The sequence below is a fragment of the Microbulbifer agarilyticus genome, assembly GCF_020171345.1.
GTDB lineage: Bacteria > Pseudomonadota > Gammaproteobacteria > Pseudomonadales > Cellvibrionaceae > Microbulbifer > Microbulbifer agarilyticus_D.
This window is the reverse complement of the sequence record NZ_JAIUZM010000001.1, coordinates 664,909-688,259: the sequence shown is the minus strand read 5'-3', so window position 1 is coordinate 688,259 and position 23,351 is coordinate 664,909. Positions and strand designations below refer to the sequence as shown.

The window sequence follows — 23,351 nt, the reverse complement described above, 5'->3', positions numbered from 1 at the left end:
CGATGCGCAATACCATTTCTACCCTTCTGATCGGGTTGTTCCTGCTGATTGGACTCGCAGGGTGTGGCACGCCCACAAAGATCGAGCGTATCCAGCCGCAAGCGGCACCGGTGAGTTTTCAAACCTACGCCTGGGGAACCGAGGCATTGAGCGTCGACTCTGGCGCACCGGCACAGCTGGTTGAGCTGGATACCGAGTTGCGTCAGGCGGTGAGCGCGTTGATGCAGTCGAAGGGATACCTGCAGGTAGCGCGGCCCGAGGATGCGCAAATGGTGGTGGACTACCAGGTAGCGGTAGTGGAAGAAGAATTTGCCAGCGACGACAAGAATGAAAGCTGGGACGCCCAGTTCGACAGCAACGCCCAGCGCGGCGTGGTGGAACTGCCAGATCGCAGCGGCGCGCCGCGCGTGACCCTGTCTGTCGGCATTGGCCCGCAAAATGGCATGCCGATCTGGGGGGGCAGTGCCACCAAGCTGATGGCGCGTCCGGAAGACAAGAATGAGCGCCAGCGGATTCTGAACAATGCGGTGGGAGACCTGCTCAGGGATCTGCCGCCAGCGGCCTGAGCCGGGATAAACTCCAGCCGATTGCGGTAGCATTCACCCATACCCAATTCCAATAACGTTTCGGCAAGGACGCCGGTACTCTCACTGAACGATCAGGAGACAACATGGCTTTTTTGCGAAAATCTCTTACCACTGTCACTTTGGGGCTGATTGCGGCGCTAATTCTCGGTGGCTGTGCTGCGCCCAACCCGGTAGCGGTCGACTACGACCCCAATTTCAAGTTTGCCAACCTGCGCAGCTATCACCTGCTGGATACCCTGGCGAATGGCCCTGTGTCCCCGTTTGAAAGCAAACGTGCCAGCCAGGCGGTGAACGATGTGCTGAAAGGGCGTTACCAGCCCGCCGACAGCCGCGAGACCGCGGATTTCCTGGTGCGGGTGCAGTTATTCAGCGCCGATAAGGTCGCGGTACATGAAGATCCCTTTTCCCTCTATGGTGGCTACGGCTACTTTGGCTTCGGCTGGCGCCCACCCCTGCGGGTGCGGGAATACCGCGAGACCACGCTGATTGTGGATGTACTGTCTCCAGAAAATGCACCACTGTGGCGTGGATCCATGCCCTCGAGCGCGGCTCGACACCTGGCGCCGGAGCAGCAACTGTTCCGTTTGCGCGAAGAGGCTAACCAGATTCTGGCGCGTTTTCCTCCCTACACAGATGTAGGTTACGACTGATCCAGATCGTAAGATTCTCCAAGGAATGAAGTGAATGAGTGATAACAAGGACCTGCGCCCGCAGTTTACCCGGGGCGCGGTGGATATTGTTGAACGTAAAAGTGCATACAGCGGCTTTTTTAAACTGGACAAACTGCGTCTGCGCCACCGCCTCTTTCGCGGTGGCTGGGGTGCTGAGATGGAACGGGAACTGTTTGTACGCGGCGACGCGGTTGGCGTGCTGCTGTATGACCCCGAGCACCAGCTGGTGGCGCTGACTGAGCAGTTCCGTATCGGCGCGCTGGAGCGGGAATCCGGCCCCTGGTGCCTGGAAGTGGTTGCCGGCATGGTGGAAGAAGGTGAATCACTGGCAGACGTGGCCCGTCGCGAGTTGCAGGAGGAGGCTGGTGTCACCGCACAGGAACTGCACTTTATCCGCAGTTACCTGCCCAGTCCCGGTGGCACCTGTGAGCGCATGCACCTTTTTTGCGCCTGTGTAGACCTGCGCGACCGCGAAGGACTGTTCGGGTTGGCCGATGAGCATGAGGATATTCGCCTGCGGGTATTCCCGCTGGCGACCGTGATGGCGGCTGTGGATAGCGGCGACAGTGCCATCGATAATGCGGCGAGTATCATTAGTCTGCAGTGGCTGCAGCTGAATCGGAAGCGGCTGCGCTGACTCATGTGAACCGGTTCGGGATTTAGGTCACGTTCGAACCTGCCCAGTTCGATAGCGAATCTCAAATAGCCAGGTGTGGCGGATGCTGCCAAGCTAGTGAACGGTCACTTTTTTGTTTGGAATGTGACGGGAACTACACGTACAGGCCGTGTCTTGAGCGGTTTTTGCTCAGGCTTTGCGTGCACTAGCCGCAATTTACATTTGTCGCAGACAAATTGAGAGCTGAGTCACGGCGAGAACACAACAGGAGTGTCGATAATGGCAGTACCGGCAGACACAGGCCGACCGCAAGCTGTGGCGCCCAGGGGCAAGTCTCGGGGGGCTCAAGTAGGCGCTGGTCGGGCGCGCTATCGCGTGGATCTGACCACCTATCACGCAGACTGCGACGCGAACTATTTGCGTCTGTGCAAGTTAATGCCGGAACTCGCGACCAATCAAAACTGGCGCTACCAGATGCCCCAGGGGACCTTGGAGATGGCGGTGCTGGATCGCAGTCGCTACACCACCGAGGTCAGCTTGCGTGCCTCGACGGCAGCCTCGAGCAAGCGGGATGATGGTTGGCTGACTCCGCCCCCGATTACCGTGCGTCTATATCACGATGCGCGCATGGCGGAAGTGGTCGCGGTAAATGGACAGGGGCCCGTTGGGGGTGACGGATTGAACTTCCGCTACCCGAACCCGGCCATGCATAACGAAGATGAACGCCAACAGGTCAACCGTTATTTAAGCGAATGGTTGGCCCACTGCCTGGCAAATGCCCGCGCGGAATACACGCTGCCTGCGGGGATTAACGGCAAGCCCGAGTAACCGCGGGAAGCTGTAGCAAAAAGGAATAGCAGGCAGACACGGACGTAGCGGCAAGGTGAGATAGTGAGTAACCATCCAGAAACAGTACATCGACTGATCCAGATTACCGACCCCCATATTGGCGGTCGGCCTGATTATCAGTTGCTCGGTCTGGATACCGGCCACACCCTGGACGAAGTTCTCTCGGTCCTTGAGGGCGGTGCTGTGCCACCTGAAGTCATGGTGGTGACCGGCGATGTGTCCGCCAACAGCTCCGAGGCCGCTTACCGCCGCTTTTTGCACAAGATGCAGCGGGTTGCCTCACCTTGGTACTGGATTCCCGGAAATCACGACAACCCGCAACGCATGGATCAACTGGCGCCGCAGCGCCGTCCGGAAGTTGTTGAACTTGGCAACTGGCGTTTATTGCTGCTCGACACCAGTGTGCCCGGGCAGATCTGCGGTGGCTTCAGTGCTGAGGAGCTCGCCCGTATCAAGCAGCTCATCACCAGCCACAGCGACGCTCACCTGCTGCTGATGATGCATCACCAGCCGGTGCCAGTGGGCAGCCACTGGATTGATGGCCATATGCTGCGAGAAGGTTGTGATGCCTTTATCGAGCTGGTGCGCAGCGCGCCAAACGTGCGTGCGATCACCTGGGGGCACGTACATCAGCAGTATGACAACCAACTCGGTAGCGTCGGACTGCATGCAACGCCTTCCACTTCGGTGCAGTTTACCCCGGGCAGTGGCCCCTTTGCGGTGGATGACCAGATGCCCGGTTACCGCTGGTTCGACCTGCACCAGGATGGCAGTTATGAAACCGGCGTGGAGCGCGTGGCCATCGCCGAATACAGCGTTGATCTGGCCTCCTCGGGATACTGATCCGGTTTCTCTCTCGCGCACAGAGTAATCTCCCCTTTGCGCTTCTTAACCTGTCGTTGATGACCACACGGCCGGCTGTCTATTATAAAGTGGCACCTGAATTCGCGGTTTGGTGGTACCGGATTCGAGCGGAGAAGCGGTTGGTCTGCTATAAGGCGACGACTGGCGGCCCCGCAGCCCTAACGCATTCATCAGGAAGTGAGGTCACCATGCAGAAACGTTATCCATACATACTCTCCCTGTTGGTCGCCGCGGTATTGGTTGCCGGTTGTGTGCAAACCCCGGTTGCGTCGCAGGCGGATGAGCAGGACGGTCTAGTCCCACGCAAAACCGGTCTCGATAGTGTCAGTGCGGCGTTTGCCTTCGATCTCAGTGGTGCCAAGGTTTACCTGGAACCGGTTGCGGTGGAGTACACCAAGCGTCACCCCAGCACGACCTCGCCTCTGCGCGCCAAGGACTACGAGCTGCGTGACAAGGATATGGTCAGGTTGCAGGAGTTGCTGGGTGAAACCCTGAACGAGCGCTTCCTGCAGCCCCGCCAGAGCCAGCTGGTTGCCGACCGCGCCGAAGCGGATTATGTGATGCAACTGGACCTGAGCCGCTTTGCTCTCGGTGCGCCCATCGACCCGCTGGTATCGCCCTGGCGTACCTACACCACCCAGAGTGCCTACGGTGTACTGTCTGGCGAGTTGATCGACAGTAACGGTAACCCCGTGATGCGTTTCAGCGACCGCCGCGACATCGGCGAAAACTTTGGCAGCTTTGGGCCCAGTGGCCGTCTCGAACGCTTCAATAACGTGACCTTCTGGCACGATATGCGTGTGGACCTGCGCCGCGCCTTTGCCAGTCTGGACGAGTCCCTGCGTTAAGAGATCTGATGCCTGCCGCCGGTACATCTGCCGGCGGCATCGTTATAATCCCCCGCATGTCGCAATCTGATACCCATACCGGCCACGATCGCCCCCTGCTTGTTTACCTGCACGGGTTTCTATCTTCGCCGCAGTCGTTCAAATGTCAGCAGTTGAAGCAGTGGCTGGAGGCGAGTCGTCCGGATATTGTGTTCTACGCGCCGCTGATCTCGCCTTATCCGGCGCAGGCTGCCGCAGCGCTGGGCAAGGCACTGGCAGATTTCATCGCCCAGCATCTGGGGCCCATCGGCCTTGTGGGCAGCTCCATGGGCGGTTTCTGGAGTACCTGGCTGGCGGAGCAGCACAAGCTGCCGGCGGTGCTGGTGAACCCGGCGGTGACGCCTTCGCGCTTTATGCCGAACTATTTCGATCAGAACCTGAAGCCCTATAGTGGTGAGGATTTCACCTACCGCTTACAGCGTGAGGATGTGGATAATATGCAGCGCCTGGAAGCGGAAATCCCCGGAACATTGGGCGGCCGCTACTGGCTACTTGCCCAGCGCGGTGATGAGACTCTGGATTGTCGTGAAGCCGAGCAGTTTTACCTGGGGCAGCGCCAGACCGTGGAAGAAGGTGGCGATCACAGCTTTCAGGGATTTGATCGCTATATGCCACCGCTGGTAGATTTCCTGTTTGCAGATCGCTGACGACACCCATTTAGAACCTGTAACAAGACCCATAACAACACCCAAGCAGTAGGCGCCGGCCACGGCGAACAAAATCTATGGCCAATTACTCCGCAGAAGATATCGAGGTATTGACGGGACTCGACCCGGTGAAAAAGCGCCCGGGGATGTATACCGAAACCACCCGTCCCAACCACCTCGCCCAGGAAGTGATCGACAACAGTGTCGATGAAGCCCTCGCCGGGCATGCGAAAAAGATCGAAGTGGTGTTGCACAAGGACCACTCCATCTCCGTGAGTGATGATGGCCGCGGTATGCCGGTGGATATCCACCCGGAACAGGGGCGCCCCGGTGTGGAGGTAATCCTGTCGACGCTGCACGCCGGTGGTAAGTTCTCCAACAACAACTACCAGTTCTCCGGCGGCCTGCACGGGGTGGGTGTGTCCGTGGTGAATGCCCTGTCCAAAGTGCTCGAGGTTACCATCCAGCGCGACGGCAAGATCCACCGAATTGGTTTCCAGGACGGTGACAAAGCGTCTGATCTGGAAGTGGTGGGCGAGTGTGGCAAGCGCACCACCGGCACCAGCGTGCGTTTCCTGCCGGACCCCAAGTATTTTGATTCCTTCAAATTCTCGGTCCCGCGCCTGCGTCACCTGTTGCGCGCCAAAGCGGTACTGTGCCCCGGCCTCAACGTCACCTTTATCAATGAGCAGGACGGCGAATCCGACCAGTGGTTTTATGAAGATGGCCTCAAGGATTACCTTGCTGGCGCAAACCAGGGTTGGGAAGTGCTGCCGGCGGAACCGTTCGTGGGCAACTTCGCGGCGGAAACCGAAGCGGCTGATTGGGCGGTACAGTGGCTGCCAGAAGGCGGCGAGGTTACCGCCGAATCCTATGTAAACCTGATTCCCACTGCGCAAGGTGGTACCCACGTGAATGGCCTGCGCGCAGGCCTGCTGGATGCCATGCGCGAGTACTGCGAAATCCGCAACCTGCTGCCCCGCGGGGTAAAGCTGGGGCCGGAAGATATCTGGAACCAGTGCTCTTACGTACTTTCTGCCAAACTGGCCGACCCGCAGTTTTCCGGGCAGACCAAGGAGCGTTTGAGCTCCCGTGAAGCCACCGCATTTATCTCTGGGGTGGCCAAAGATGCGTTCGGCCTGTGGTTGAACCAGCACACCGAAGAAGGCGATAAGCTCGCTGAGCTGTGTATCAGCAATGCACAGAAGCGTTTGCGCTCGGCGAAAAAGGTCGCGCGCAAGAAAGTCACCCAGGGGCCTGCACTGCCCGGCAAGCTCGCCGACTGCTCCAGTGGCGACGCCAGTCGCTCCGAACTTTTCCTGGTGGAGGGTGACTCTGCGGGTGGTTCCGCCAAGCAGGCGCGGGATCGCGAGTTCCAGGCGATCATGCCGCTGCGTGGTAAGATCCTGAATACCTGGGAAGTGGACTCCAGTGAAATCCTCGCCAGCCAGGAAGTGCACGATATTGCCGTGGCGCTTGGGGTGGATCCGGGTAGTGACAACCTGGAAGGCCTGCGCTACAACAAAATCTGCATTCTCGCGGATGCGGACTCCGACGGTTTGCACATCGCCACCCTGTTGTGCGCACTGTTCCTGCGTCATTTCCGCCCACTGATTACTGCCGGCCATGTGTACGTTGCCATGCCGCCTCTGTTCCGTATCGATATCGGCAAGGACGTCTACTACGCCCTCGACGATGCCGAGCGCCAGGGCATTCTCGACCGCATTGCGGCGGAGAAAAAGAAAGGCAAGATTCAGGTAACGCGATTCAAAGGGCTGGGTGAAATGAACCCGCTGCAATTGCGTGAAACCACCATGGACCCGAACACCCGCCGACTGGTGCAGCTGTATATTGAGTCTGGTGACGACAGCAACCAGTTACTGGATATGCTGCTCGCGAAAAAGCGTGCGAGTGATCGCAAGCAGTGGCTGGAAAGCAAAGGCAACCTCGCCGAGGTCGGTTAAATTACCGGTCAAGAAAAAGCCCCGCTCTGCGGGGCTTTTTTGTGTTCATAAATAAAAAAGAAATCGCGCGCGATGTTTGTCGCAACAAGTAGCTTAACGCTTTTCTACATCCGCCAGCGCAGGCCAAACCAGGCCCAAGCGTATACCTGCCAATAGGATGACAAAGGAAGTTTCCAAGGCGAGAAAGGTGCCGATGGGATGGCCGGGCACGCCGCGGATCATCAGGTAAATTAAATACACTGCTGCAATCAGGTTGGCGGCAAGCGTCAGATTGATTGCGTACTCCCGCCGCTGCCAGAGCGATTTGCACAGTAGTAAATTTAGTGCGGCGGTACCGGCGAGCATCACGCCGGGTAATATCAGCAGCAAGCGTCGGGAAATGCCAATTGTGTCGTCGGATAGCAGTGGCCAGACGGCGACAAAATGTCCGCGGGCGCCGAGAACCAGCAGCAAACCGAGAAGCGCAGCACCGACTGCGGCGAGGTTATACAGCGCGTTGCGCTGAGAATCGCGCGTGGCACTAGAAGCCGACATCATGCTCCCCCGGGGTTGCCAAGCCACATTCGTAAGCGAAGACTACCGCCTGGGCACGATCACGTAGCCCCAGCTTTGACAGTAAGCTGGAGACATGACTTTTTACCGTGGCCGCCCCAATAAACAGGGCTTCGGCAATCTCGGCATTGCTTTTACCCGCGGCGATGGCCGTCAGTACTTCGCGTTCGCGGGATGTCAGCCGCTGCAGGCGTTCGGCCAGGTCGCGTTCGCTTCCCAACTTTTGCGCGAACTGGCTGATCAGGCGCTGGGTGATGCCGGGAGCGAGCATGGCACCGCCCTCGGCGACCGTGCGTACCGCGTCGACGAGTGCTTCCGGTGGGATATCTTTTAGTACAAAGCCACTGGCGCCCGCGCGCAGTGCGCGAAACACGTATTCGTCGGGATCGAAAGTGGTGAGGATGATGACCCGGCATGTTGTGTCGCCGGCTTCCAGGATGCGCGCGGTGGCTTCCAGGCCATCCATCTCCGGCATACGGATATCCATCAAAATAACATCCGGCTGCTGGGCGTGTGCGGCCTCGATCGCCTCCACACCGGTGCCGGCCTCGGCGACCACTTCAATGTCGGGCTCGTTATCCAACACCAGGGCAAAGCCTCGCCGCACCAGGGCCTGGTCATCCACCACCATGACTCGCAACATTATCTTCTCCCTGTCGCTGTGGGTAATTGCGCGGTTACTTCAAATCCGCCGTGGGCGAGTACCCCCGCGTGCAAGTGGCCGCCGAGTAATTCTGCGCGCTCACGCATACCGGCAATTCCATGTCCGGTATGAGGCCGGGAATGAGGTCCGGTACTAGGCTCATCGCCAAATTTAGTGTCGCCGCTTGGCTCAGCGGGGCTGTGTCCATCGTTGCAGACGCGGATGGATAGACATTCTTTTTCAGCCTTTACGCTCACGTACACGCTGGCCTTCGAGCCGACATGCTTAACCACGTTGGTCAAAGACTCCTGAACAATGCGGTAGGCGGCAAGCGAAACGCCGGTGGGTACCGATTCCAGATCACCCTGCCTGTCGTATTCCACCTTGGGTACTACCAAGCGTACTTTTTCGATCAAGGCCGTCAGATCATCCAGGCCCGGTTGTGGTGTCAGGGCGGCTGCATCGCTGGCGGGGCGCAACACACCGAGTAAATCCCGCATTTCTGCCATGGCCTGGCGACCTGCCGCTTCCACCGCGGCTAATGCCTCACTCGCAGCTTCCGGGTTGTTGCGACTGATCGCTCTGGCAGCGCCGGCCTGAACCGTCATCAGGCTGACCTGGTGGGCCACCACGTCGTGCATCTCGCGCGCGATGCGCGTGCGTTCCGCGGCCACCGCGCGTTCGGCCTCGGCGTTGCGCTCGCGTTCCAGGTAATCTGCTCTTTCTTCCAGTAAGCGAAGGTACTCGCCGCGAAAACGCAGTCGGCGACCGATATACCACAGCGCCCAAACCAGCATCACCGTCACAGTACCGCCGGCAGTGGGTTGAACCAGGGTGTTCTGGTCGATTGCCACAAACACGATGGCGGCAATGACCCCGATAAAACTGGCCCGGGTATTCGCTTCATAGCGGCCGAGCGTGTAGAGCGAAAATGCCAGGGCGACGACGCCATTGGCGGGCAAGCCCAGCTCTAGTATCAGCATGGCGGCAAGTACAACCGCATGCACCTGCCAGGGGTGTGTGCGGCGCCACAGCAGGGCGAAGCAGCCTATGAACGCACACTGGAAAGCCGCCACGTCCCACAGGCTTTGTAACGCGAGTACATCGCCAGTGCGCGACCACATCAGCAGGGTTAATAAAAGGGCGAGTATGGCGAGCAACAGATCGGTTAAATGTGGCCAGCGCTCGAAGGGCCCTCGGATTGGCTGCCATACCGGCCGTTTGGGCAATTCTGTATGGGAGTGAGAGGTGTCAGGGGTGTCCGACGCTGATGTGTTGGGGCGCGATGTCATTCGTGCATGCTAAACCAGGCGTGGGGAGCTGTCATGAGCCTTGCGGTGGAGTCGGCAGCGGGTGCGTCTCCTCCTTTTGGGGGAGATCAAAATCCCGCTTTTGGCGGATGTGTGGCGACCTGCAGAAGAGGATCATGCTCGCAGTCACATTCAGTCCCAACCCAGATGTAAACACCTGGAGAATCCCCATGAACGAAGCTGTGCTCAGCCCCTCCTTGCCCAAACCCTTTGATGCCCGGCGGGCGGTCACCCTGACGGTAAAAAGCTGGTTTACTGCCGCAGCGATCGGCCACGCGATTTTTGTAGTGTACATTCTGGCAGTCTTTTATCCGCCCATTGCCCAGTCCGGGTTGCACGGCCTCGAGGGACTGCATCTGCCGGGAGGGTTTCGCGAGGGGGACACGCTGGGCAATCTGGCAGCGGTAAGTCACGTGCTTTTGGCGGTCATCGTGATTGGCGGCGGACCTCTGCAGTTGATTCCCGCAGTACGCCGCTCTGCGCCGAATTTCCACCGTTGGTTGGGGCGCAGTTACTTGTTCGCCGCGGTTATTAGCAGTATTGCCGGCCTGTACATGACCTGGACCCGGCACACCATCGGTAACCTCATGTCGCAGATCACCATATCGATTGATGGTGTGCTGATACTCGTGTTTGCCTTTCTGGCATTGCGCACGGCAATGGCTGGCCGGTTTAGCGAACATCGCCGCTGGGCATTGCGGCTGTTTATGGCGGCCAGTGCAGTATGGTTCTTCCGTGTGGCGCTGATGGGGTGGGCGATGCTCACCGGTGGCTGGGGTATCGACTGGAAATCTTTCACCGGGCCTTTCCTGTACTTTCTGGGATTTGCGCAGTACCTGCTTCCGCTGGCCATGCTGGAATGGTATTTCCATTGCCAAAAGCCTGTTGCCCGGCAGCGTACCCAGATTGCTTTCGTGGGCACCTTGGTACCACTGACCATTTTTATGGTCATCGGCATCTTTGCTGCGACCATGGGTATGTGGTTGCCGCGGATGTGAGCTGACTGAGAGGGACTGTCGAAGTGGCGGGTATTAATTATGAAGCTAAGGTTGGCTAGGTGCGTGTGGGCATAAGCAAGGTAATACCGTGTTTACATTCTGCTACCGCCCAGAGGTTGCCAGCTCCCCCCACCAGCGGGTGGTCAGGAGCTGGGGCTGGGATTTCGCCCTACTGGGGCGAGAGTGTCAGCGTGTGGATCACCGCTCCCGGCAGTAGCGGAGTATTTTCTGCATTCACCCAGTCGGCGTGACCGGCGGTATAGAAATCGGAAAGTGGGTGACCACTCTGTCCGCCGGGCATAATCAGGAAGCCGTCTTGTTCTTTACCCGGGCTTACTACAAAGCGCATCGACTGGCCGTGCTTGGGGCGCTGTGCCAGCGGCATGTAGCTGTCACCGGCCTGTTCACTCGCCGGCATATTCAGCTGGTCGCCGAGGAATGCGGGCAGTGCCGAGGCCAGTGGGTGGTGCATTTGCAGCGCGTTGTGTTTGCCCCAGTTTGCCTGCGCCAGCGTACCGTGTTTTTCAACCAGATCGGAGAGTACCGATTGCAACACCGAACGCTGGAACGCGAGCCAGTTGTCAAAGCCCTCGGGCAGCCAGTGTGCTGGTTGCTGGTCGCGGATCTTGGCCAAGGCGCCCTCACTGTTACTGTTGAACAGCCATACCTCATCGTGTTCCGCAGAAATCACTTCGTTGTTTACCAGGGTTTCCTGCAGGGCGCGGTTCATTGCGCGGGTGAATTCGCGCTGGTATTCGCGCGCCACGGTGTAGCCGACGTCGTCTAAGGCTGCCCGTGCGGTCCAGTCGGTGAGGGCTGTTAGTGCACTGTGCTCTTCTGCGGACAGGTCGTGCAGCGGCTCCATCCAGCTCAGCAGGTGGTCGCGCCAACCGGTGACGGTTTCCGCCCGGTTGTTCTGCAGCATTTCGGTCATGCGCAGTTCGTCGAAGCGCTCGGTGGCAATCAGGTCCTGCTCGATCAACCAGCCGCGGGTGCCGAGGGCATAGGTGCCGCGTCCGATCTGGTCGCGCATCTTGTCCCCGACAATGCGGTTGTTGGCGGTCCAGATGTAATCCAGTTGTTCGCTGGTAATCATCGGGTAGTCCGCGGGCTGCAACCAGCCGCGCCAGGTATCGTCCACTTGCTGCCAGGGTACCAGACGCTCGCTCGGCACGTTGCCGCGCTCGGGAATACGGCCGAGAATCGTCCACAGGATTTCCCCTGCGCTGTCCGCGACCACAAAGTTAAACGGGCTGATGCCGGAACGATGGGCGATGTCCGCAGCCTCTGCTGCGGTCGCCGCATCGTCCAGGTTCAGGAATGGCAGCGGATTCAATGCTTCCGCGTGATGCACCAACCAGCGGTAGGCCGCGCGCTGCCCATCTGCCAGTGTGACGGCAGGGCCCCAGATGGTGTTGTCAATTTCGAGTGACAGCGGCTCTTCACCTTTGACGAGGATGGTTTCGCTCTGGCGATCGAATGCCTGGCGGCCTTCGGGGGCTTCGTAGTGGGTTTCATCGTGGTCCAGCATGATGTAATCGGCCCAGTCACCCGCCGAGTTGGTCATGCTCCAGGCGACGTTGCCATTGGTGCCGATGGCCATGGCCGGCATACCGGGGAAGCTCACGCCGTTCATGTGCACTGCATTGCCCGCGGCATTGGTGTAATTGAGCTGCACGCGGTACCAGATATGCGGTATGGCCATACCCAGGTGTGGGTCATTGGACAGCAGCGCGCCACCGTGGCTGGTCTTGGCGCCGCTGATGGCCCAGCTGTTGGAGCCGTTCATAGGGCCAGGTTCGGGGGTTACGGCGGCCAGCTCGTTGGTCTCGCTGGGTTCGCTCGTACCGTTAATCACGAAGGTGGACTCCGATGGGATTGCCGGCGTCGCATACTTGGTGCCGTCAATGGCGGTATCCCACTGGGTCCCCTGGGGCTGGATGAATTCCAGCAGGGTTTCACCGCCGGCGCGCAGCAGCAGGTCCCGGGCGTAATCCGATTGCGCCAGCTTGCCGGTCATCTGGATGAACATCGACATGGACACCAGCATGGACTCGGTCGGGGACCACTGTTTGGGCTCGACACGCAACAAATGATACTCGAAAGGCTTGCTGCCGAGACTGGCGAGTCCCGCATTCACACCCTCAGCGTAGATATCCAGAATGGCGCGATCCACGGCGGGGATCTGCGCAAGCGCTTCATCGGCGCGGCGGCGCAGCTGGTGCACGCGATATTTCTTGTCGGCTTCAACCGCAATGTTGCCAAACAGCTCTGCGAGCTCACCGCTGGCGAGACGGGATGCCAGGTCCATTTGGAAGAAACGGTCCTGCCCGTGGGCAAAGCCCATCGCATAGGCGGCATCTAGGCGGTTGGCCGCGGTAATCACCGCGATACCTTTGTCGTCACGCGCCAGTGTCGCCGGGGCGCCGAGGCCAGAATCCACCGTAATCTCGCCGTCGAGTGTTGGCAGACTCGCGCGCAGGGTGATGGTAAGGAAGGTGCCGATCGCAAGCACCAAAATAAAAACTGCAGCGGCAAGCTGCTTCAACCAACGTGGCATGTTGAAACCTGATTATTTGTTTTGTGCGCGGTGATCATATCACCATTTTTTTGCCTGCCAGCGCTGACTGTATGTCCACATTGCAGAACAGTTAATCACCTTTTTAATCTGCTAAATTTTTATTGCTTATGACGGCAGGTGCCCGGTCTTAACATAGATCAATGCACCATCCTCTTTCGTAAACGGGGTATGCCGACTGAAGTGCGGGCTGCGCAACCAGGAGCCCGCCGGATAGTTGCCGTGCTCGTCGTGAAAGGTGCCCTCTATTACGAAAATTTCCTCACCGCCCCAGTGTTGATGGCTGTTGAATTGCGTATTGGGGGCCCACTTTACCAGCGCGACACGCTCGGTACCGTATTCGTGCAAGGGCATAACTTGCAGTCCGCCTACCAGCCCCGGAAGCCAGGGTTGCGTACTGGTGTCGATTACCTTCTGTTCTTTGTCGGCTTCGTCGAATTGATGCAGCTTGACGAAAATGGTTGCGCCTTCTGCGCCAATTTTCGGTGTGTGGGAGGTGCCGACTGGATTGCGTACGTAACTGCCTTTGCCATAGTTCCGGTGCTCATCGGAAAAGACACCCTCCAGCACCAGGAATTCTTCACCACCCGAGTGGACGTGGGGTGAGAATGCACTGTTTGGTGCGTAGCGAACAATTGAGGTTGCTCTAGCAACCTCGTCGCCAATCCGGTCCAGCATCATGCGTTCTACGCCGGGCATCGGCGACGCCACCCAATCATACTGCTCCGGGCGGACTACCACTCTTTGGGAAAAATCGGCGTTGATACGCGTTGTCATATAAGTGCCTGAATACTCAAGTTTGCTCAACCTATCGCAAGTTATAGGAGGAAGGGGGCAAGTTATGCGTTGATGCCTTTCCGTATAACTAATCGAGGTTTCATTATATATTAATCAGTGATTGCCAAGATGGTCCCGCTGTTGCTGTGCGTGATGAAAACAATAGTGGTGGCTATGGAGCTGGCTGTACAAATATGGTGTATCAGATGGACTTAACGAAAACACTTCAGGATCCGGTGGTTGAGATATCCAAACTGCAGGTGACGGACTTCGATGGTTTATTCCGTGTCGCTAACGACAAGGCTCTATGGGCAGACCATCCAGCAAAAGATCGCTATAAGCGTAGTGAATTTGAAAAATGGTTTGAGTCCGCAATGGAGTATGGATCTACGCTGAAGATTGTCGATCGGACTACCGACGAGATAATTGGCAGTACGCGATATTACGATTATCAGCCGGGGCGGGAAGTGGCAATCGGCTATACCTTCCTTTCGCGCAAACTCTGGGGCGGGGAAACGAACGGCCGCGTAAAGAAACTCATGTTTGATTATGCGTTCCAGCATGTGGAACGTATCTGGTTGCACATTGGCCCCGAGAACATCCGCTCGCAGAAAGCGGCGGAAAAAGTCGGTGCAGTGTTTTCGCATTCGGAAACCAAGGAGCTGGCGGGGAGCTCGCTGGAGTACAGCTGTTATCGCGTCGACAAGCCTGCCTGATATTGCGGTCGATTGGTGGTGGAATACAAAGGAGCCAGCTTAAACTGGCCCCCTTTCGATATCAGAGTTATGAGTTGTTAGGTGGGGTTGAGCTGATCTTCGTAGGTGCCAGCTGCCTCTCCCTGCTTCACTACCCGGCGTCCATAGGCCACCAGCATAAAGCCGATCGGGAACATGATGACTCCGTAGATTGCCGACGGCACAGACATCTCATTGGAGTGCATCAGGGTCAGTGTCACCATCAGGCCGAGAGTGCCGTTTTTAATCCCCAGTTCGGTGGCAATCGCCAGGCCCTCACGTTTGCCGAGTCCCACGAGCTTCGCGCTCAGGAAGCCCAGCACGATACCGAGCAGGTTCAGGGCAATGGTGGCGGGGCCGGCCTGCGCCATCAGGTCGAAGAAGCGGTCGCGTATTCCGTAAACGATGCCCACAACCAGTAACACAAGCACCAGCCCGCCGAAAATACTCACAAATCCTTCTGCGCGCGCCGCAAATGTGGGGCGCCATGCCTTGACGGTCATGCCGATGGCAACCGGCAGCAGCACGATTGCGGACAACATCAGCACGGTGCGCACGAATGGCAGAGCAATCTCCTGTTGCGCGCCGTAATACAGCTGCAGCGCATAGTTGGCGAATATCGGTAGCGTCATGATGGTAATCAAACTCGCCGAGATGGTGAGCACAATGGACAGGGCGACATTGCCGCGCGCCAGCATAGTAAACAGGTTGGAGGTGGTGCCGCCGGGGCAGGCTGCGATGACCACAAGGCCCACTGCCATGGCTGGTGGCAGCGACAGTGCCCACGCTAGTGCAAAGGCAATGGCTGGCATCAAAAGTATCTGGGTGATGCTGCCGAGGATCAGCCCGGCCGGTTTGACCGTGACGTGATGGAAATCCCGGGCCGTCAGGGTCATGCCAATGCCGATCATGATGATAAACAGTGAGATCGGCAGGCCGATAGAGATCAGGGGGCTCGATTCCATGGGAAGCTCCGGAAATTATTATTAACTGTTGTTATATATAGCCCAGAACAGCGTTCTTTATCGCTTGGCGTACCTTAGAAAACCCTCTGGCGGCGACAATGTCAACGGTTTCTCATGCTGCTCTGTTGTTGAGCGTGGTCTCTGGTTACTGGGGCGAAGGTTTCGCGGGACTACATCATGGGCCCGACACTGCAAAGCGGGCGAGCGTAAATTTAAAACTAGGCAGTCTGCCGCGCTGTGGTATAGTGCCGCGGCTGGCTATTGCGCCAGATGCGTCATCTGTAGGCCGGACCATTTCCCGGCTCATTTCTAGAACACTGTACTCATCAGTGTGCCTGAACTCTTCCTACTGAATGCCGCACCCAGCCGAATTGGAATTTCGGCCTACGCCTAAGGCGGCAACTCGAAACCGACTGTGGAACATGGCAATTTTTTGCGGTTTCAGCGCGCGTTTCACGAATTTACCTCTGGTTGACCCGGTGTTGTACTGCGGTCGCCTGCAAGAAGATACATTATGTTGTTTGAAGATCTCGGCCTTGTGCCGGAAATTGCCCGCGCCGTGGCGGAGCAGGGCTATACCCAACCTACCCCTATCCAGCAGCAAGCCATTCCGGTGGTGATGCGCGGTGGCGACGTCATGGCGGCGGCACAGACCGGTACCGGTAAAACCGCCGGTTTTACCTTGCCACTACTGCACCGGCTGAGTGCCGGCCAGCGCGCGCGCAACAACCAGGTACGTGCTCTGGTACTGACCCCGACGCGCGAACTCGCTGCGCAGGTGTTCGACAATGTGAAAAGCTACAGTGAACACCTGCCCATGCGACACTCCGTTGTGTTCGGTGGGGTAAAAATCAATCCGCAAATGATGCGCCTGCGCGGTGGTGCGGACATCCTGGTAGCCACCCCGGGCCGCCTGCTGGACCTGTACAACCAGCGCGCGATCAAATTCGATCGCCTGGAAACGCTGGTACTGGATGAAGCCGATCGCATGCTCGATATGGGTTTTATTCACGACATCAAAAAAATCTTGCGCGTGCTGCCGGAGAAGCGTCAGAACCTGCTGTTCTCCGCCACCTTCTCACCGGAAATTCGCAGTCTGGCCAAGGGGCTGGTAAACGACCCGGTGGAAATCGATGTGGCGCCGCGCAACAGCACCACCAAGACCGTAAGGCAAAAACTGCACCCGGTGGACAAGTCCCGCAAGGCATCTTTGCTGTGTCACCTGATCAAGGAAAATGGCTGGCACCAGGCGCTGGTATTCAGCCGTACCAAGCACGGTGCCAACCGCCTGGCGAAGCAACTGGAACAGCACCGTATTCCCGCAGCGGCGATTCATGGCAACAAGAGCCAGAATGCGCGTACTAAAGCGCTGGCAGATTTCAAGAACGGCAAGGTGCAGATCCTGGTGGCCACGGATATTGCCGCGCGCGGTATCGACATCGACCAGCTGCCGCAGGTGGTGAACTTCGATTTGCCGAATGTGCCGGAAGATTACGTACACCGTATTGGGCGCACCGGCCGTGCCGGCGCATCCGGGCAGGCGGTATCCCTGGTTTCCGCGGATGAAATCAAGCAATTGCGCGATATCGAAAGACTGATCCAGAAGCCGATCGAGCGCGAAGAAATTGAGGGCTTTGAACCGGACCACGTGGTGCCGGAATCCGGCGGAAAAGTCGGCAAAGGTTCACAGGTTCGCCGCGGCGGTGGTGGGCGCAGCAAGTCGGGCAACGGCAAGGCTGGCGGTAACAAACCTTCCGGCAATAAGTCTGGTGGAAACAAGCCGTCTGGGAATCGTAGCGCTTCCAGCAACCGCGCCAATGGTAATCATTCGGAAGGGCGCAACGGCAATGGCCGCAGTGGCAACAGCCGTTCAGGTAATCGTGCTGCCAATGGTAATAGCAATGGCAATACAGCGGCCAAGCCGGGGCAGCGCCGTCGCCGCCCGCAACGCCGTACCGAGTCGGCGTAAGCGTAGAGTTTTTTGCTCAGGCGCTATAAATAAAAAGGGCGATCGTAAGATCGCCTTTTTTATTGCTATCCATTACTGGTTTTGTTGCCTGTCCAGATAATCGATGGCCAGTTGGGTAATCGCCCTAGTGCCAATTTTCAGGGCGCTCTCATCCACGTAAAACTGCGGTGAGTGATTGCTGGCAGCGGTGGAAGGATCTGTACCCTTGGGGGTAACCCCAAGAAAATAGTAGAAGCCCGGAATTTCATTGGCGAAGAAAGAGAAGTCCTCGGCACCGGTAATTTTCGGAATCACCATTACCTTGTCGTCGCCAGCCGCGGCTTTTAGCGCGGGAATGGCTTCCTCGGTGAGTGTCGGGTTGTTGACGGTTACCGGGTAGCCCTCAAGAATTTCCACTTTTGCCGCGGCGCCACTGGCTTCGGCAATTTTCTCCGCGGTGACCTTCAAGCGTTTAAAAATTTCCTGACGGTTATCCATATCGAAATTACGAATGGTGCCGTTCATGTACACGCTGTCGGGAATAATATTATTGCGCACACCACCGTCGATAATGCCGAAGGAAACCACGGCAGGTTCTTTGGTGATATCAATCTGGCGGCTAACCAGCGTCTGTGTGCCCATCACGATCTGCGCTGCGGCGGTAATCGGATCGACGCCGCCCCAGGGGCGGGAGCCGTGCGTCTGGCGGCCATGCACATGAATTTTGAACTGATCGGAACTCGCCATCAGTGGCCCGGAGCGGTAGCCAATGACACCGGAGGGCAGGCTGGAAGTCACGTGCTGGCCGAACGCCACGGCGGGCTTGTATTTCTTGAACAAGCCTTCTTTCAGCATCAACTCGGCACCGCCTTCTTCGCCGTCTGGTGCGCCTTCTTCGGCGGGCTGGAAGATAAACAGGATATTGCCGGCAAGTTCGTCGCGCATACCGGCCAGCACCTCGGCGGCACCCATCAACATGGCCACGTGGGTGTCGTGCCCGCAGGCGTGCATCACACCAACTTCTTCACCGTTGTACTGGGTTGTTGCCTTTGATGCGAAGGGCAGGTCCACCTGCTCGGTTACCGGCAGCGCGTCCATGTCCGCGCGCAGTGCCACCGTGGGGCCGGGTTGGCCACCCTTGAGGAAACCAATCACCCCGGTGTGGGCGATACCGGTTTCCACTTCCATACCGAGGTCTTTCAGGTGTCGAGTAATGTACTTGGCGGTTTCAAATTCACGATTGCCCAGTTCCGGATTCTGATGGATATGTCGTCGCCACTCGATCACGTTTGGCCCGGTTTTCTTGAGGGCAGTGTCGAGATTGTTTGATTGTGCTTGGGCGAGAGCGCCGTGGCTAACAAGCGCCAGGACGGAAAGAGAGAGGGCTTTTAGGGGCTTTTTCACAAGAACAATCCTGTTTTACGGTGCATGGCTCGAGTGAAGCAAACCATGCACCGCGGTAGGAATCAATCTTTGTGACTCTGTGTCCTTACATAGTGAAGTAAGTCGCCGCACCCGGCCCTACCGGCATGCCCGCAACAAATACCCACAGGAAGAACAGCGCGGTCCAGCCAACGAAGAAGAAGATGGAGTAGGGGATCATCGTTGCGATCAGCGTACCCATACCCAGATCTTTCTTGTAGCGGGTGGCGAAGGATACGATCAGGCCGAAGTAGCTCATCATCGGGGTAATAATGTTGGTGACCGAGTCGCCGATCCGGTAGGCCGCCTGAATGACTTCTGGCGCGTAGCCCAGCAGCATCAGCATGGGCACGAAAATCGGCGCGGTCACCGCCCATTGGGCCGAGGCGCTGCCGAGGCTCAGGTTCACCACACCACACATCATGATAAAGAACAGGAACAGAATCGGGCCGGTCAGGCCGATACTCTGCAGGGCCTCGGCACCCAGTACTGCAAAGATAGTACCGAGGTTGGTCATCTTGAAGAAGGCCACAAACTGCGCGGCGAAGAACACCAGCACGATGTACATACCCATGGTGCCCATGCTCCGGGACATGGCGTCGATCACATCGCGATCATTCTTCATGGTGCCCACGGTCTTGCCGTAGACAAAGCCCGGAACCGCAAAGAACACCACGATCAGTGCCACGATGCCTTTCAGGAACGGGGAGCCCGCCACAGCGCCGGTTTCCTGATTGCGCAGCACGCCCCACTCGGGAACGATGGTGAGTGCCAGCAAACCGCACACGCCCAGTACAGCGAGGCCTGCATACTTGAGGCCACGCTTCTCATCATCGCTGAGTTCGGTCATTTTGTCCTGGGACAGGTCGACAGAAGCTTCGCTGTTATCGTATTTGCCCAGTTTCGGCTCCACGATCGCCAGGGTTACCCAGCTGCCCACAATGGTGATCAGGAAGGTACTCACAATCATGAAGTACCAGTTCACTTCCGGACCCACCACATAGTTGGGGTCGATCATATGCGCGGCGGATTCGGTGATGCCCGACAGCAGTGGGTCGACGGTGCCCAGTAGCAGGTTGGCGCTGTATCCGCCAGAGACACCCGCAAACGCGGCGGCCAGGCCCGCCAGTGGGTGGCGGCCGAGGGAGTGAAAAATCATTGCGGCCAGCGGAATCAGCACCACGTAACCGAGTTCAGACGCGGTGTTGGAGATGATGCCGGCAAACACCACGATTACGGTCACGGTGCGCTTGGAAGCCTTCAGTACCATGCCGCGCACGGCCGCGGAGAGCAGGCCGGAATGCTCCGCAATCCCCACACCCAGCAGGGCCACCAGCACCGTGCCCAGCGGCGCGAAGCCGGTAAAGTTGGTGACCAGGGTGGTAACAATTGTCCTGAGGCCTTCACCGGACAGCAGGTTCACCACATGGATAACGCCGTCTGCAGAGCGTCCAGCGGCACCTTCCGGGCGCGGGTCGACCACGGAAAGCCCGAAGAAGGATGCGACACCGCTCAGCACGATCACGCCGAGGGCAAATATGGCGAACAGGGTGATGGGGTGGGGCAGCAGATTACCCAGCCACTCCACGGTATCGAGGAAGCGGGTAAAGGCGGTTTTCTTGCCGGAGGCTCCGGGTTGGATCTCGCTGGGGGAGGTGGATGTCGTCATTATGTCTCCTCTGGTTCACCTGCCGGCTAAAAAATAGTCAGTTGGCGCGCAATCATACATGAAAATGGCAGCGATGACTTCGTGGGTGGTGGTACAGGTGCTTATTCTGCCACTTTGTCAGCTTTTTGGGGGGCGTCGATGCTGCGGTGCCCAATTATCGGCACATTAAAGCAGCGGCTGCCAGAGGGGTGGCGCCGAATCCAATGTTTGCCGGGGCGATGCCGGGGGAGCGAGGGCCCTGGCGGGCCCGTGCGGGGGAGCGTCTAGAACTTGTAGCCGATACCAATCGAGTAAACAAAGGGGTCGATATCCACATCGGTGGTGATGCGGGTAAAGGTATCGCCGCGGCTGCGGAAGTCGATCTTGGCCTCGGTGTCGATATCCAGGTACCAAACGGCTGCATTGAACAGCCAGTTACTGTCCGGCCCGAACATCACATCCACACCGATTTCGCCGGCGAGCCCCCAGGAGTCGTCGAGACGGAGATTGGCACGGCTGATGGCCCCGAGCACATCCGCGAAGTAGTCATTGGCAACGGTGCTGATGCTTTCGTCCGAGAAGGTGGTGAAATTCACCCCGAGGCCAAAATAGGGCTGTACCCAGGACTCTTTGCACGTGGGAAACCACTGCACGGTAAGTGTGGGTGGCAGATGCTCGATACTGCCCAGATCCACCTTGCCGAGCCGGGCGTCGAGGTTGTCGGGGTTGGGCAGGCCGATGACATCCAGGTCGTGCTCAAACGGCAGTGCCGCCAGTAACCCGAGGCCGAAATGGTCTGCGAACATCCAGGTGCCGGTAAAGGTCGCGCTATCGCCATCGTCCACAAGAACCCGGGTGTTCGTCAGTTCGACCGTGTTATCGATCAGCAGCGGGTCGGAATCATCATCCGGATCCACCAGCCCCCAGCCGATGCGGACAATAAAGTCGCCTTGCTCCAGATCGGCCAGACACTGGCTACTGGCGAGGGTGGCGGCGACAAATGCGGCGGCCAGACTGAGTCTCTTCATAAGATCGCTCCTTGAACTTCCTAGAGGTGCGACAATGCAGTCTTGCATTGCCATTTTGCACGACACTTTCAGTCTAGCTGTCTGTCGAATGGAGAAACTTTCTTGCGTTTGATTGGGTGACATTCGGATCTGGGCTTGTGGCCTGCGCGCACTGCGGCAATAATGTGATCACAAAAATGATCCTTGTTGGTAATAGGCCTGTATATGGGTGAAGTAATGAAGATTGGTGTTCTCAAAACGGACGATGTGCGCCCGCAGCTGGTGGCCGAATTCGGTGAGTACCCGGAGATGTTTGCGGCGCTACTGAAGCGTGAGGATGACGCGCTGGAGTTTGTCACCTACGAGGTGCAGCACGGTGAATACCCGGCGGATATCGACGAAGTGGACGCCTACCTGATTACCGGCAGTAAAACTGGCGTCTATGACGATCAGCCGTGGATAGCGCCGCTGATGGAGTTTGTGCGCGAGCTGCGCCGCTGCGAGAAGCCGACCCTGGGTATCTGCTTTGGTCACCAGATTATTGCCCATGCCCTGGGTGGTGAGGCGCGCAAGTCCGACAAGGGCTGGGGTGTCGGGGTGCACAGTTACGAGGTGCAGGAGACGCCAGCGTGGATGACCGAGCCGCAGGCGGAATTCAGCCTGCTGGTCAGCCACCAGGATCAGGTGGTGGCGTTGCCGCCCGAGACCAAGGTGATTGCCTCCAGCGATTTCTGCCCTTATGCAATGCTACAGGTCGGTGAGCACATGCTTACCATGCAGGCACACCCGGAATTCACCAAGCCTTACTCAAAGGGTTTGATGGAGCTGCGCAAAGAAGTATTCGGCGAAGATATGGTCGAGAAGGGCAAGGAATCTCTGCACAACGACATTCACGAGAGCGCGGTAGCGCGCTGGATGCTGGCGTTCCTGAAAAGCGCCGCCTAGCACTGGATGACATGCTTGAATGTTCCCGGTGCCGCCACCGGGAATATTTCATCAACAATTACTTCCACTTAATGTTGCAGCCAATCGACGCCACCTGATCTTCCACAGGTTTCTCTCCCACCAACACCGCGTTCACTGCAGCGTATAAATCCTTCCCATTGACCGGCGCATCGTTACCTGGGCGGCTGTCATCAAACTGCCCGCGGTACGCGAGCTTCCCGTCTCCGTCGAACAGGAAAAAGTCCGGCGTACAGGCTGCGTCAAACGCTTTGGCCACGGACTGGTCCTCGTCCACCAGATATTCAAATTCATATCCCCGCAGTGCGATTTCCTCGCGCATTTTGGTCGGGCTGTCCGCCGGGTAACTGGCAAAGTCGTTACTGTTGATTGCCACAACGTTAACGCCTTTGGCCACAGTGTCCTTGCAAAAAGCTGCCAGCCCATCGGCGATGTGCTTTACGAAGGGACAGTGGTTACAGATAAACATCACCACCAGCGGCTTTCCATTAAATTCATTACTGTCGACCACCTTTCCATCTGCGTTGGGTAGCGAGAATGCCGGCATGGGGGTGCCGAGGGGAATCATGGTGGATGGGGTCAGGGCCATGGAGTGCTCCTTGCAAGGTGGGTGGGCATCAAAGTGTATCGAATTTCCTACAGTTTGGGTCTACCGGAGTCGGCGGCACTTAACTACGTCAATTGACGCATACCGTCGTTCCTCGATTCTTGTTTCCATTGT

General features: G+C 57.9%; 22 protein-coding genes. 12 read left to right on the top strand and 10 right to left on the bottom strand.

From position 1 onward, the window contains the following. The first annotated feature begins 2 nt into the window (after window positions 1-2). The 8 genes from LCM31_RS02775 to parE all read left to right on the top strand — a co-directional run bounded on the left by LCM31_RS02775 (window position 3) and on the right by parE (window position 7,085). Window positions 3-566, top strand: a complete 564-nt coding sequence (locus LCM31_RS02775; protein ID WP_224867361.1) for a DUF4136 domain-containing protein — start codon at window positions 3-5, stop codon at window positions 564-566. Window positions 567-670: 104 nt separating this feature from the next. Continuing rightward, the gene (locus tag LCM31_RS02770) at window positions 671-1,237 is read left to right on the top strand and encodes a DUF4136 domain-containing protein (RefSeq protein WP_224867360.1); all 567 of its coding nucleotides are present in this window, start codon (window positions 671-673) and stop codon (window positions 1,235-1,237) included. A gap of 34 nt (window positions 1,238-1,271) precedes the next feature. Next, window positions 1,272-1,895 (top strand): NUDIX domain-containing protein, encoded by a 624-nt coding sequence (locus tag LCM31_RS02765; RefSeq protein ID WP_224867359.1) that lies wholly within the window; start codon window positions 1,272-1,274, stop codon window positions 1,893-1,895. A 258-nt stretch (window positions 1,896-2,153) separates the two neighbouring features. Further along, window positions 2,154-2,702, top strand: a complete 549-nt coding sequence (locus LCM31_RS02760) for a DUF1249 domain-containing protein (RefSeq protein WP_224867357.1) — start codon at window positions 2,154-2,156, stop codon at window positions 2,700-2,702. A gap of 63 nt (window positions 2,703-2,765) precedes the next feature. Continuing rightward, complete coding sequence (locus LCM31_RS02755) at window positions 2,766-3,566, top strand: metallophosphoesterase (protein WP_224867355.1); 801 nt, start codon at window positions 2,766-2,768, stop codon at window positions 3,564-3,566. 209 nt (window positions 3,567-3,775) lie between these two features. Continuing rightward, window positions 3,776-4,435: a hypothetical protein gene (locus tag LCM31_RS02750; RefSeq protein WP_224867353.1), complete on the top strand. Its 660-nt coding sequence runs from the start codon at window positions 3,776-3,778 to the stop codon at window positions 4,433-4,435. An 8-nt stretch (window positions 4,436-4,443) separates the two neighbouring features. After that, window positions 4,444-5,121: a YqiA/YcfP family alpha/beta fold hydrolase gene (locus LCM31_RS02745; RefSeq protein WP_224867351.1), complete on the top strand. Its 678-nt coding sequence runs from the start codon at window positions 4,444-4,446 to the stop codon at window positions 5,119-5,121. Between the two features lie 77 nt (window positions 5,122-5,198). Then, window positions 5,199-7,085, top strand: coding sequence for a DNA topoisomerase IV subunit B (gene parE, locus LCM31_RS02740; RefSeq protein WP_224867350.1), 1,887 nt, complete (start codon window positions 5,199-5,201; stop codon window positions 7,083-7,085). A 93-nt stretch (window positions 7,086-7,178) separates the two neighbouring features. Here parE and LCM31_RS02735 read toward each other — a convergent pair whose 3' ends face one another. The 3 genes from LCM31_RS02735 to LCM31_RS02725 are packed head-to-tail and all read right to left on the bottom strand — an operon-like array spanning window position 7,179 to window position 9,572. Beyond that, a complete protein-coding gene (locus LCM31_RS02735; RefSeq protein WP_224867348.1) occupies window positions 7,179-7,622 on the bottom strand; it encodes a hypothetical protein in 444 nt (147 codons plus the stop codon). Then, complete coding sequence (locus tag LCM31_RS02730) at window positions 7,606-8,280, bottom strand: response regulator (protein ID WP_224867346.1); 675 nt, start codon at window positions 8,278-8,280, stop codon at window positions 7,606-7,608. The genes LCM31_RS02735 and LCM31_RS02730 overlap by 17 nt, the downstream gene beginning before the upstream one ends. After that, complete coding sequence (locus tag LCM31_RS02725) at window positions 8,280-9,572, bottom strand: sensor histidine kinase (RefSeq protein WP_224867344.1); 1,293 nt, start codon at window positions 9,570-9,572, stop codon at window positions 8,280-8,282. Before LCM31_RS02725 ends, LCM31_RS02730 begins: the two co-directional genes overlap by 1 nt. A gap of 188 nt (window positions 9,573-9,760) precedes the next feature. Between LCM31_RS02725 and LCM31_RS02720 the strand changes: the two genes are divergently transcribed. Beyond that, window positions 9,761-10,588 carry a DUF2306 domain-containing protein gene (locus tag LCM31_RS02720; protein ID WP_224867342.1) on the top strand — a complete coding sequence of 276 codons (828 nt, stop codon included), beginning with the start codon at window positions 9,761-9,763 and terminating at the stop codon, window positions 10,586-10,588. 169 nt (window positions 10,589-10,757) lie between these two features. On the opposite strand, the gene LCM31_RS02715 is transcribed toward LCM31_RS02720, so the two are convergent. Both LCM31_RS02715 and LCM31_RS02710 read right to left on the bottom strand, forming a co-directional pair. Then, complete coding sequence (locus tag LCM31_RS02715; RefSeq protein WP_224867340.1) at window positions 10,758-13,148, bottom strand: penicillin acylase family protein; 2,391 nt, start codon at window positions 13,146-13,148, stop codon at window positions 10,758-10,760. A gap of 126 nt (window positions 13,149-13,274) precedes the next feature. Next, window positions 13,275-13,943 carry a cupin domain-containing protein gene (locus tag LCM31_RS02710; RefSeq protein ID WP_224867337.1) on the bottom strand — a complete coding sequence of 223 codons (669 nt, stop codon included), beginning with the start codon at window positions 13,941-13,943 and terminating at the stop codon, window positions 13,275-13,277. Window positions 13,944-14,149: 206 nt separating this feature from the next. On the opposite strand from LCM31_RS02710, the gene LCM31_RS02705 reads away from it, so the two are divergent. Continuing rightward, entirely contained in the window at window positions 14,150-14,659 is a 510-nt protein-coding gene (locus LCM31_RS02705; protein ID WP_224867335.1) for a GNAT family N-acetyltransferase, read from the top strand. Between the two features lie 77 nt (window positions 14,660-14,736). Here the strand turns inward: LCM31_RS02705 and LCM31_RS02700 are convergent, their stop codons facing one another. After that, window positions 14,737-15,642, bottom strand: a complete 906-nt coding sequence (locus LCM31_RS02700; protein ID WP_224867333.1) for a bile acid:sodium symporter family protein — start codon at window positions 15,640-15,642, stop codon at window positions 14,737-14,739. A 514-nt stretch (window positions 15,643-16,156) separates the two neighbouring features. On the opposite strand from LCM31_RS02700, the gene LCM31_RS02695 reads away from it, so the two are divergent. Further along, window positions 16,157-17,611: a DEAD/DEAH box helicase gene (locus LCM31_RS02695; RefSeq protein WP_224867331.1), complete on the top strand. Its 1,455-nt coding sequence runs from the start codon at window positions 16,157-16,159 to the stop codon at window positions 17,609-17,611. A 72-nt stretch (window positions 17,612-17,683) separates the two neighbouring features. Here the strand turns inward: LCM31_RS02695 and LCM31_RS02690 are convergent, their stop codons facing one another. From LCM31_RS02690 to LCM31_RS02680, 3 genes are all read right to left on the bottom strand, one after another. Then, the gene (locus LCM31_RS02690) at window positions 17,684-18,994 is read right to left on the bottom strand and encodes a M20 family metallopeptidase (protein ID WP_224867328.1); all 1,311 of its coding nucleotides are present in this window, start codon (window positions 18,992-18,994) and stop codon (window positions 17,684-17,686) included. Between the two features lie 85 nt (window positions 18,995-19,079). Next, window positions 19,080-20,681 (bottom strand): AbgT family transporter, encoded by a 1,602-nt coding sequence (locus LCM31_RS02685; RefSeq protein ID WP_224867326.1) that lies wholly within the window; start codon window positions 20,679-20,681, stop codon window positions 19,080-19,082. Between the two features lie 263 nt (window positions 20,682-20,944). Further along, window positions 20,945-21,688, bottom strand: coding sequence for an OmpW/AlkL family protein (locus LCM31_RS02680; protein ID WP_224867324.1), 744 nt, complete (start codon window positions 21,686-21,688; stop codon window positions 20,945-20,947). 216 nt (window positions 21,689-21,904) lie between these two features. Here LCM31_RS02680 and LCM31_RS02675 point away from each other — a divergent pair, with 216 nt between their 5' ends. Then, window positions 21,905-22,612: a glutamine amidotransferase-related protein gene (locus tag LCM31_RS02675; RefSeq protein WP_224867322.1), complete on the top strand. Its 708-nt coding sequence runs from the start codon at window positions 21,905-21,907 to the stop codon at window positions 22,610-22,612. 58 nt (window positions 22,613-22,670) lie between these two features. Here LCM31_RS02675 and LCM31_RS02670 read toward each other — a convergent pair whose 3' ends face one another. Then, window positions 22,671-23,219 (bottom strand): thioredoxin family protein, encoded by a 549-nt coding sequence (locus LCM31_RS02670; protein ID WP_224867320.1) that lies wholly within the window; start codon window positions 23,217-23,219, stop codon window positions 22,671-22,673. Window positions 23,220-23,351: the final 132 nt, after the last annotated feature.

Excerpts from the sequence above, each read along its gene's own strand:
- LCM31_RS02775 (WP_224867361.1), top strand. The coding sequence starts at position 3 with ATGCGCAATACCATTTCTACCCTTCTGATCGGGTTGTTCCTGCTGATT.
- LCM31_RS02770 (WP_224867360.1), top strand. The coding sequence starts at position 671 with ATGGCTTTTTTGCGAAAATCTCTTACCACTGTCACTTTGGGGCTGATT.
- LCM31_RS02765 (WP_224867359.1), top strand. The coding sequence starts at position 1,272 with ATGAGTGATAACAAGGACCTGCGCCCGCAGTTTACCCGGGGCGCGGTG.
- LCM31_RS02760 (WP_224867357.1), top strand. The coding sequence starts at position 2,154 with ATGGCAGTACCGGCAGACACAGGCCGACCGCAAGCTGTGGCGCCCAGG.
- LCM31_RS02750 (WP_224867353.1), top strand. The coding sequence starts at position 3,776 with ATGCAGAAACGTTATCCATACATACTCTCCCTGTTGGTCGCCGCGGTA.
- LCM31_RS02745 (WP_224867351.1), top strand. The coding sequence starts at position 4,444 with ATGCCTGCCGCCGGTACATCTGCCGGCGGCATCGTTATAATCCCCCGC.
- parE (WP_224867350.1), top strand. The coding sequence starts at position 5,199 with ATGGCCAATTACTCCGCAGAAGATATCGAGGTATTGACGGGACTCGAC.
- LCM31_RS02735 (WP_224867348.1), bottom strand. The coding sequence starts at position 7,622 with ATGATGTCGGCTTCTAGTGCCACGCGCGATTCTCAGCGCAACGCGCTG.
- LCM31_RS02730 (WP_224867346.1), bottom strand. The coding sequence starts at position 8,280 with ATGTTGCGAGTCATGGTGGTGGATGACCAGGCCCTGGTGCGGCGAGGC.
- LCM31_RS02725 (WP_224867344.1), bottom strand. The coding sequence starts at position 9,572 with ATGACATCGCGCCCCAACACATCAGCGTCGGACACCCCTGACACCTCT.
- LCM31_RS02720 (WP_224867342.1), top strand. The coding sequence starts at position 9,761 with ATGAACGAAGCTGTGCTCAGCCCCTCCTTGCCCAAACCCTTTGATGCC.
- LCM31_RS02715 (WP_224867340.1), bottom strand. The coding sequence starts at position 13,148 with ATGCCACGTTGGTTGAAGCAGCTTGCCGCTGCAGTTTTTATTTTGGTG.
- LCM31_RS02710 (WP_224867337.1), bottom strand. The coding sequence starts at position 13,943 with ATGACAACGCGTATCAACGCCGATTTTTCCCAAAGAGTGGTAGTCCGC.
- LCM31_RS02705 (WP_224867335.1), top strand. The coding sequence starts at position 14,150 with ATGGACTTAACGAAAACACTTCAGGATCCGGTGGTTGAGATATCCAAA.
- LCM31_RS02700 (WP_224867333.1), bottom strand. The coding sequence starts at position 15,642 with ATGGAATCGAGCCCCCTGATCTCTATCGGCCTGCCGATCTCACTGTTT.
- LCM31_RS02695 (WP_224867331.1), top strand. The coding sequence starts at position 16,157 with ATGTTGTTTGAAGATCTCGGCCTTGTGCCGGAAATTGCCCGCGCCGTG.
- LCM31_RS02685 (WP_224867326.1), bottom strand. The coding sequence starts at position 20,681 with ATGACGACATCCACCTCCCCCAGCGAGATCCAACCCGGAGCCTCCGGC.
- LCM31_RS02680 (WP_224867324.1), bottom strand. The coding sequence starts at position 21,688 with ATGAAGAGACTCAGTCTGGCCGCCGCATTTGTCGCCGCCACCCTCGCC.
- LCM31_RS02675 (WP_224867322.1), top strand. The coding sequence starts at position 21,905 with ATGAAGATTGGTGTTCTCAAAACGGACGATGTGCGCCCGCAGCTGGTG.
- LCM31_RS02670 (WP_224867320.1), bottom strand. The coding sequence starts at position 23,219 with ATGGCCCTGACCCCATCCACCATGATTCCCCTCGGCACCCCCATGCCG.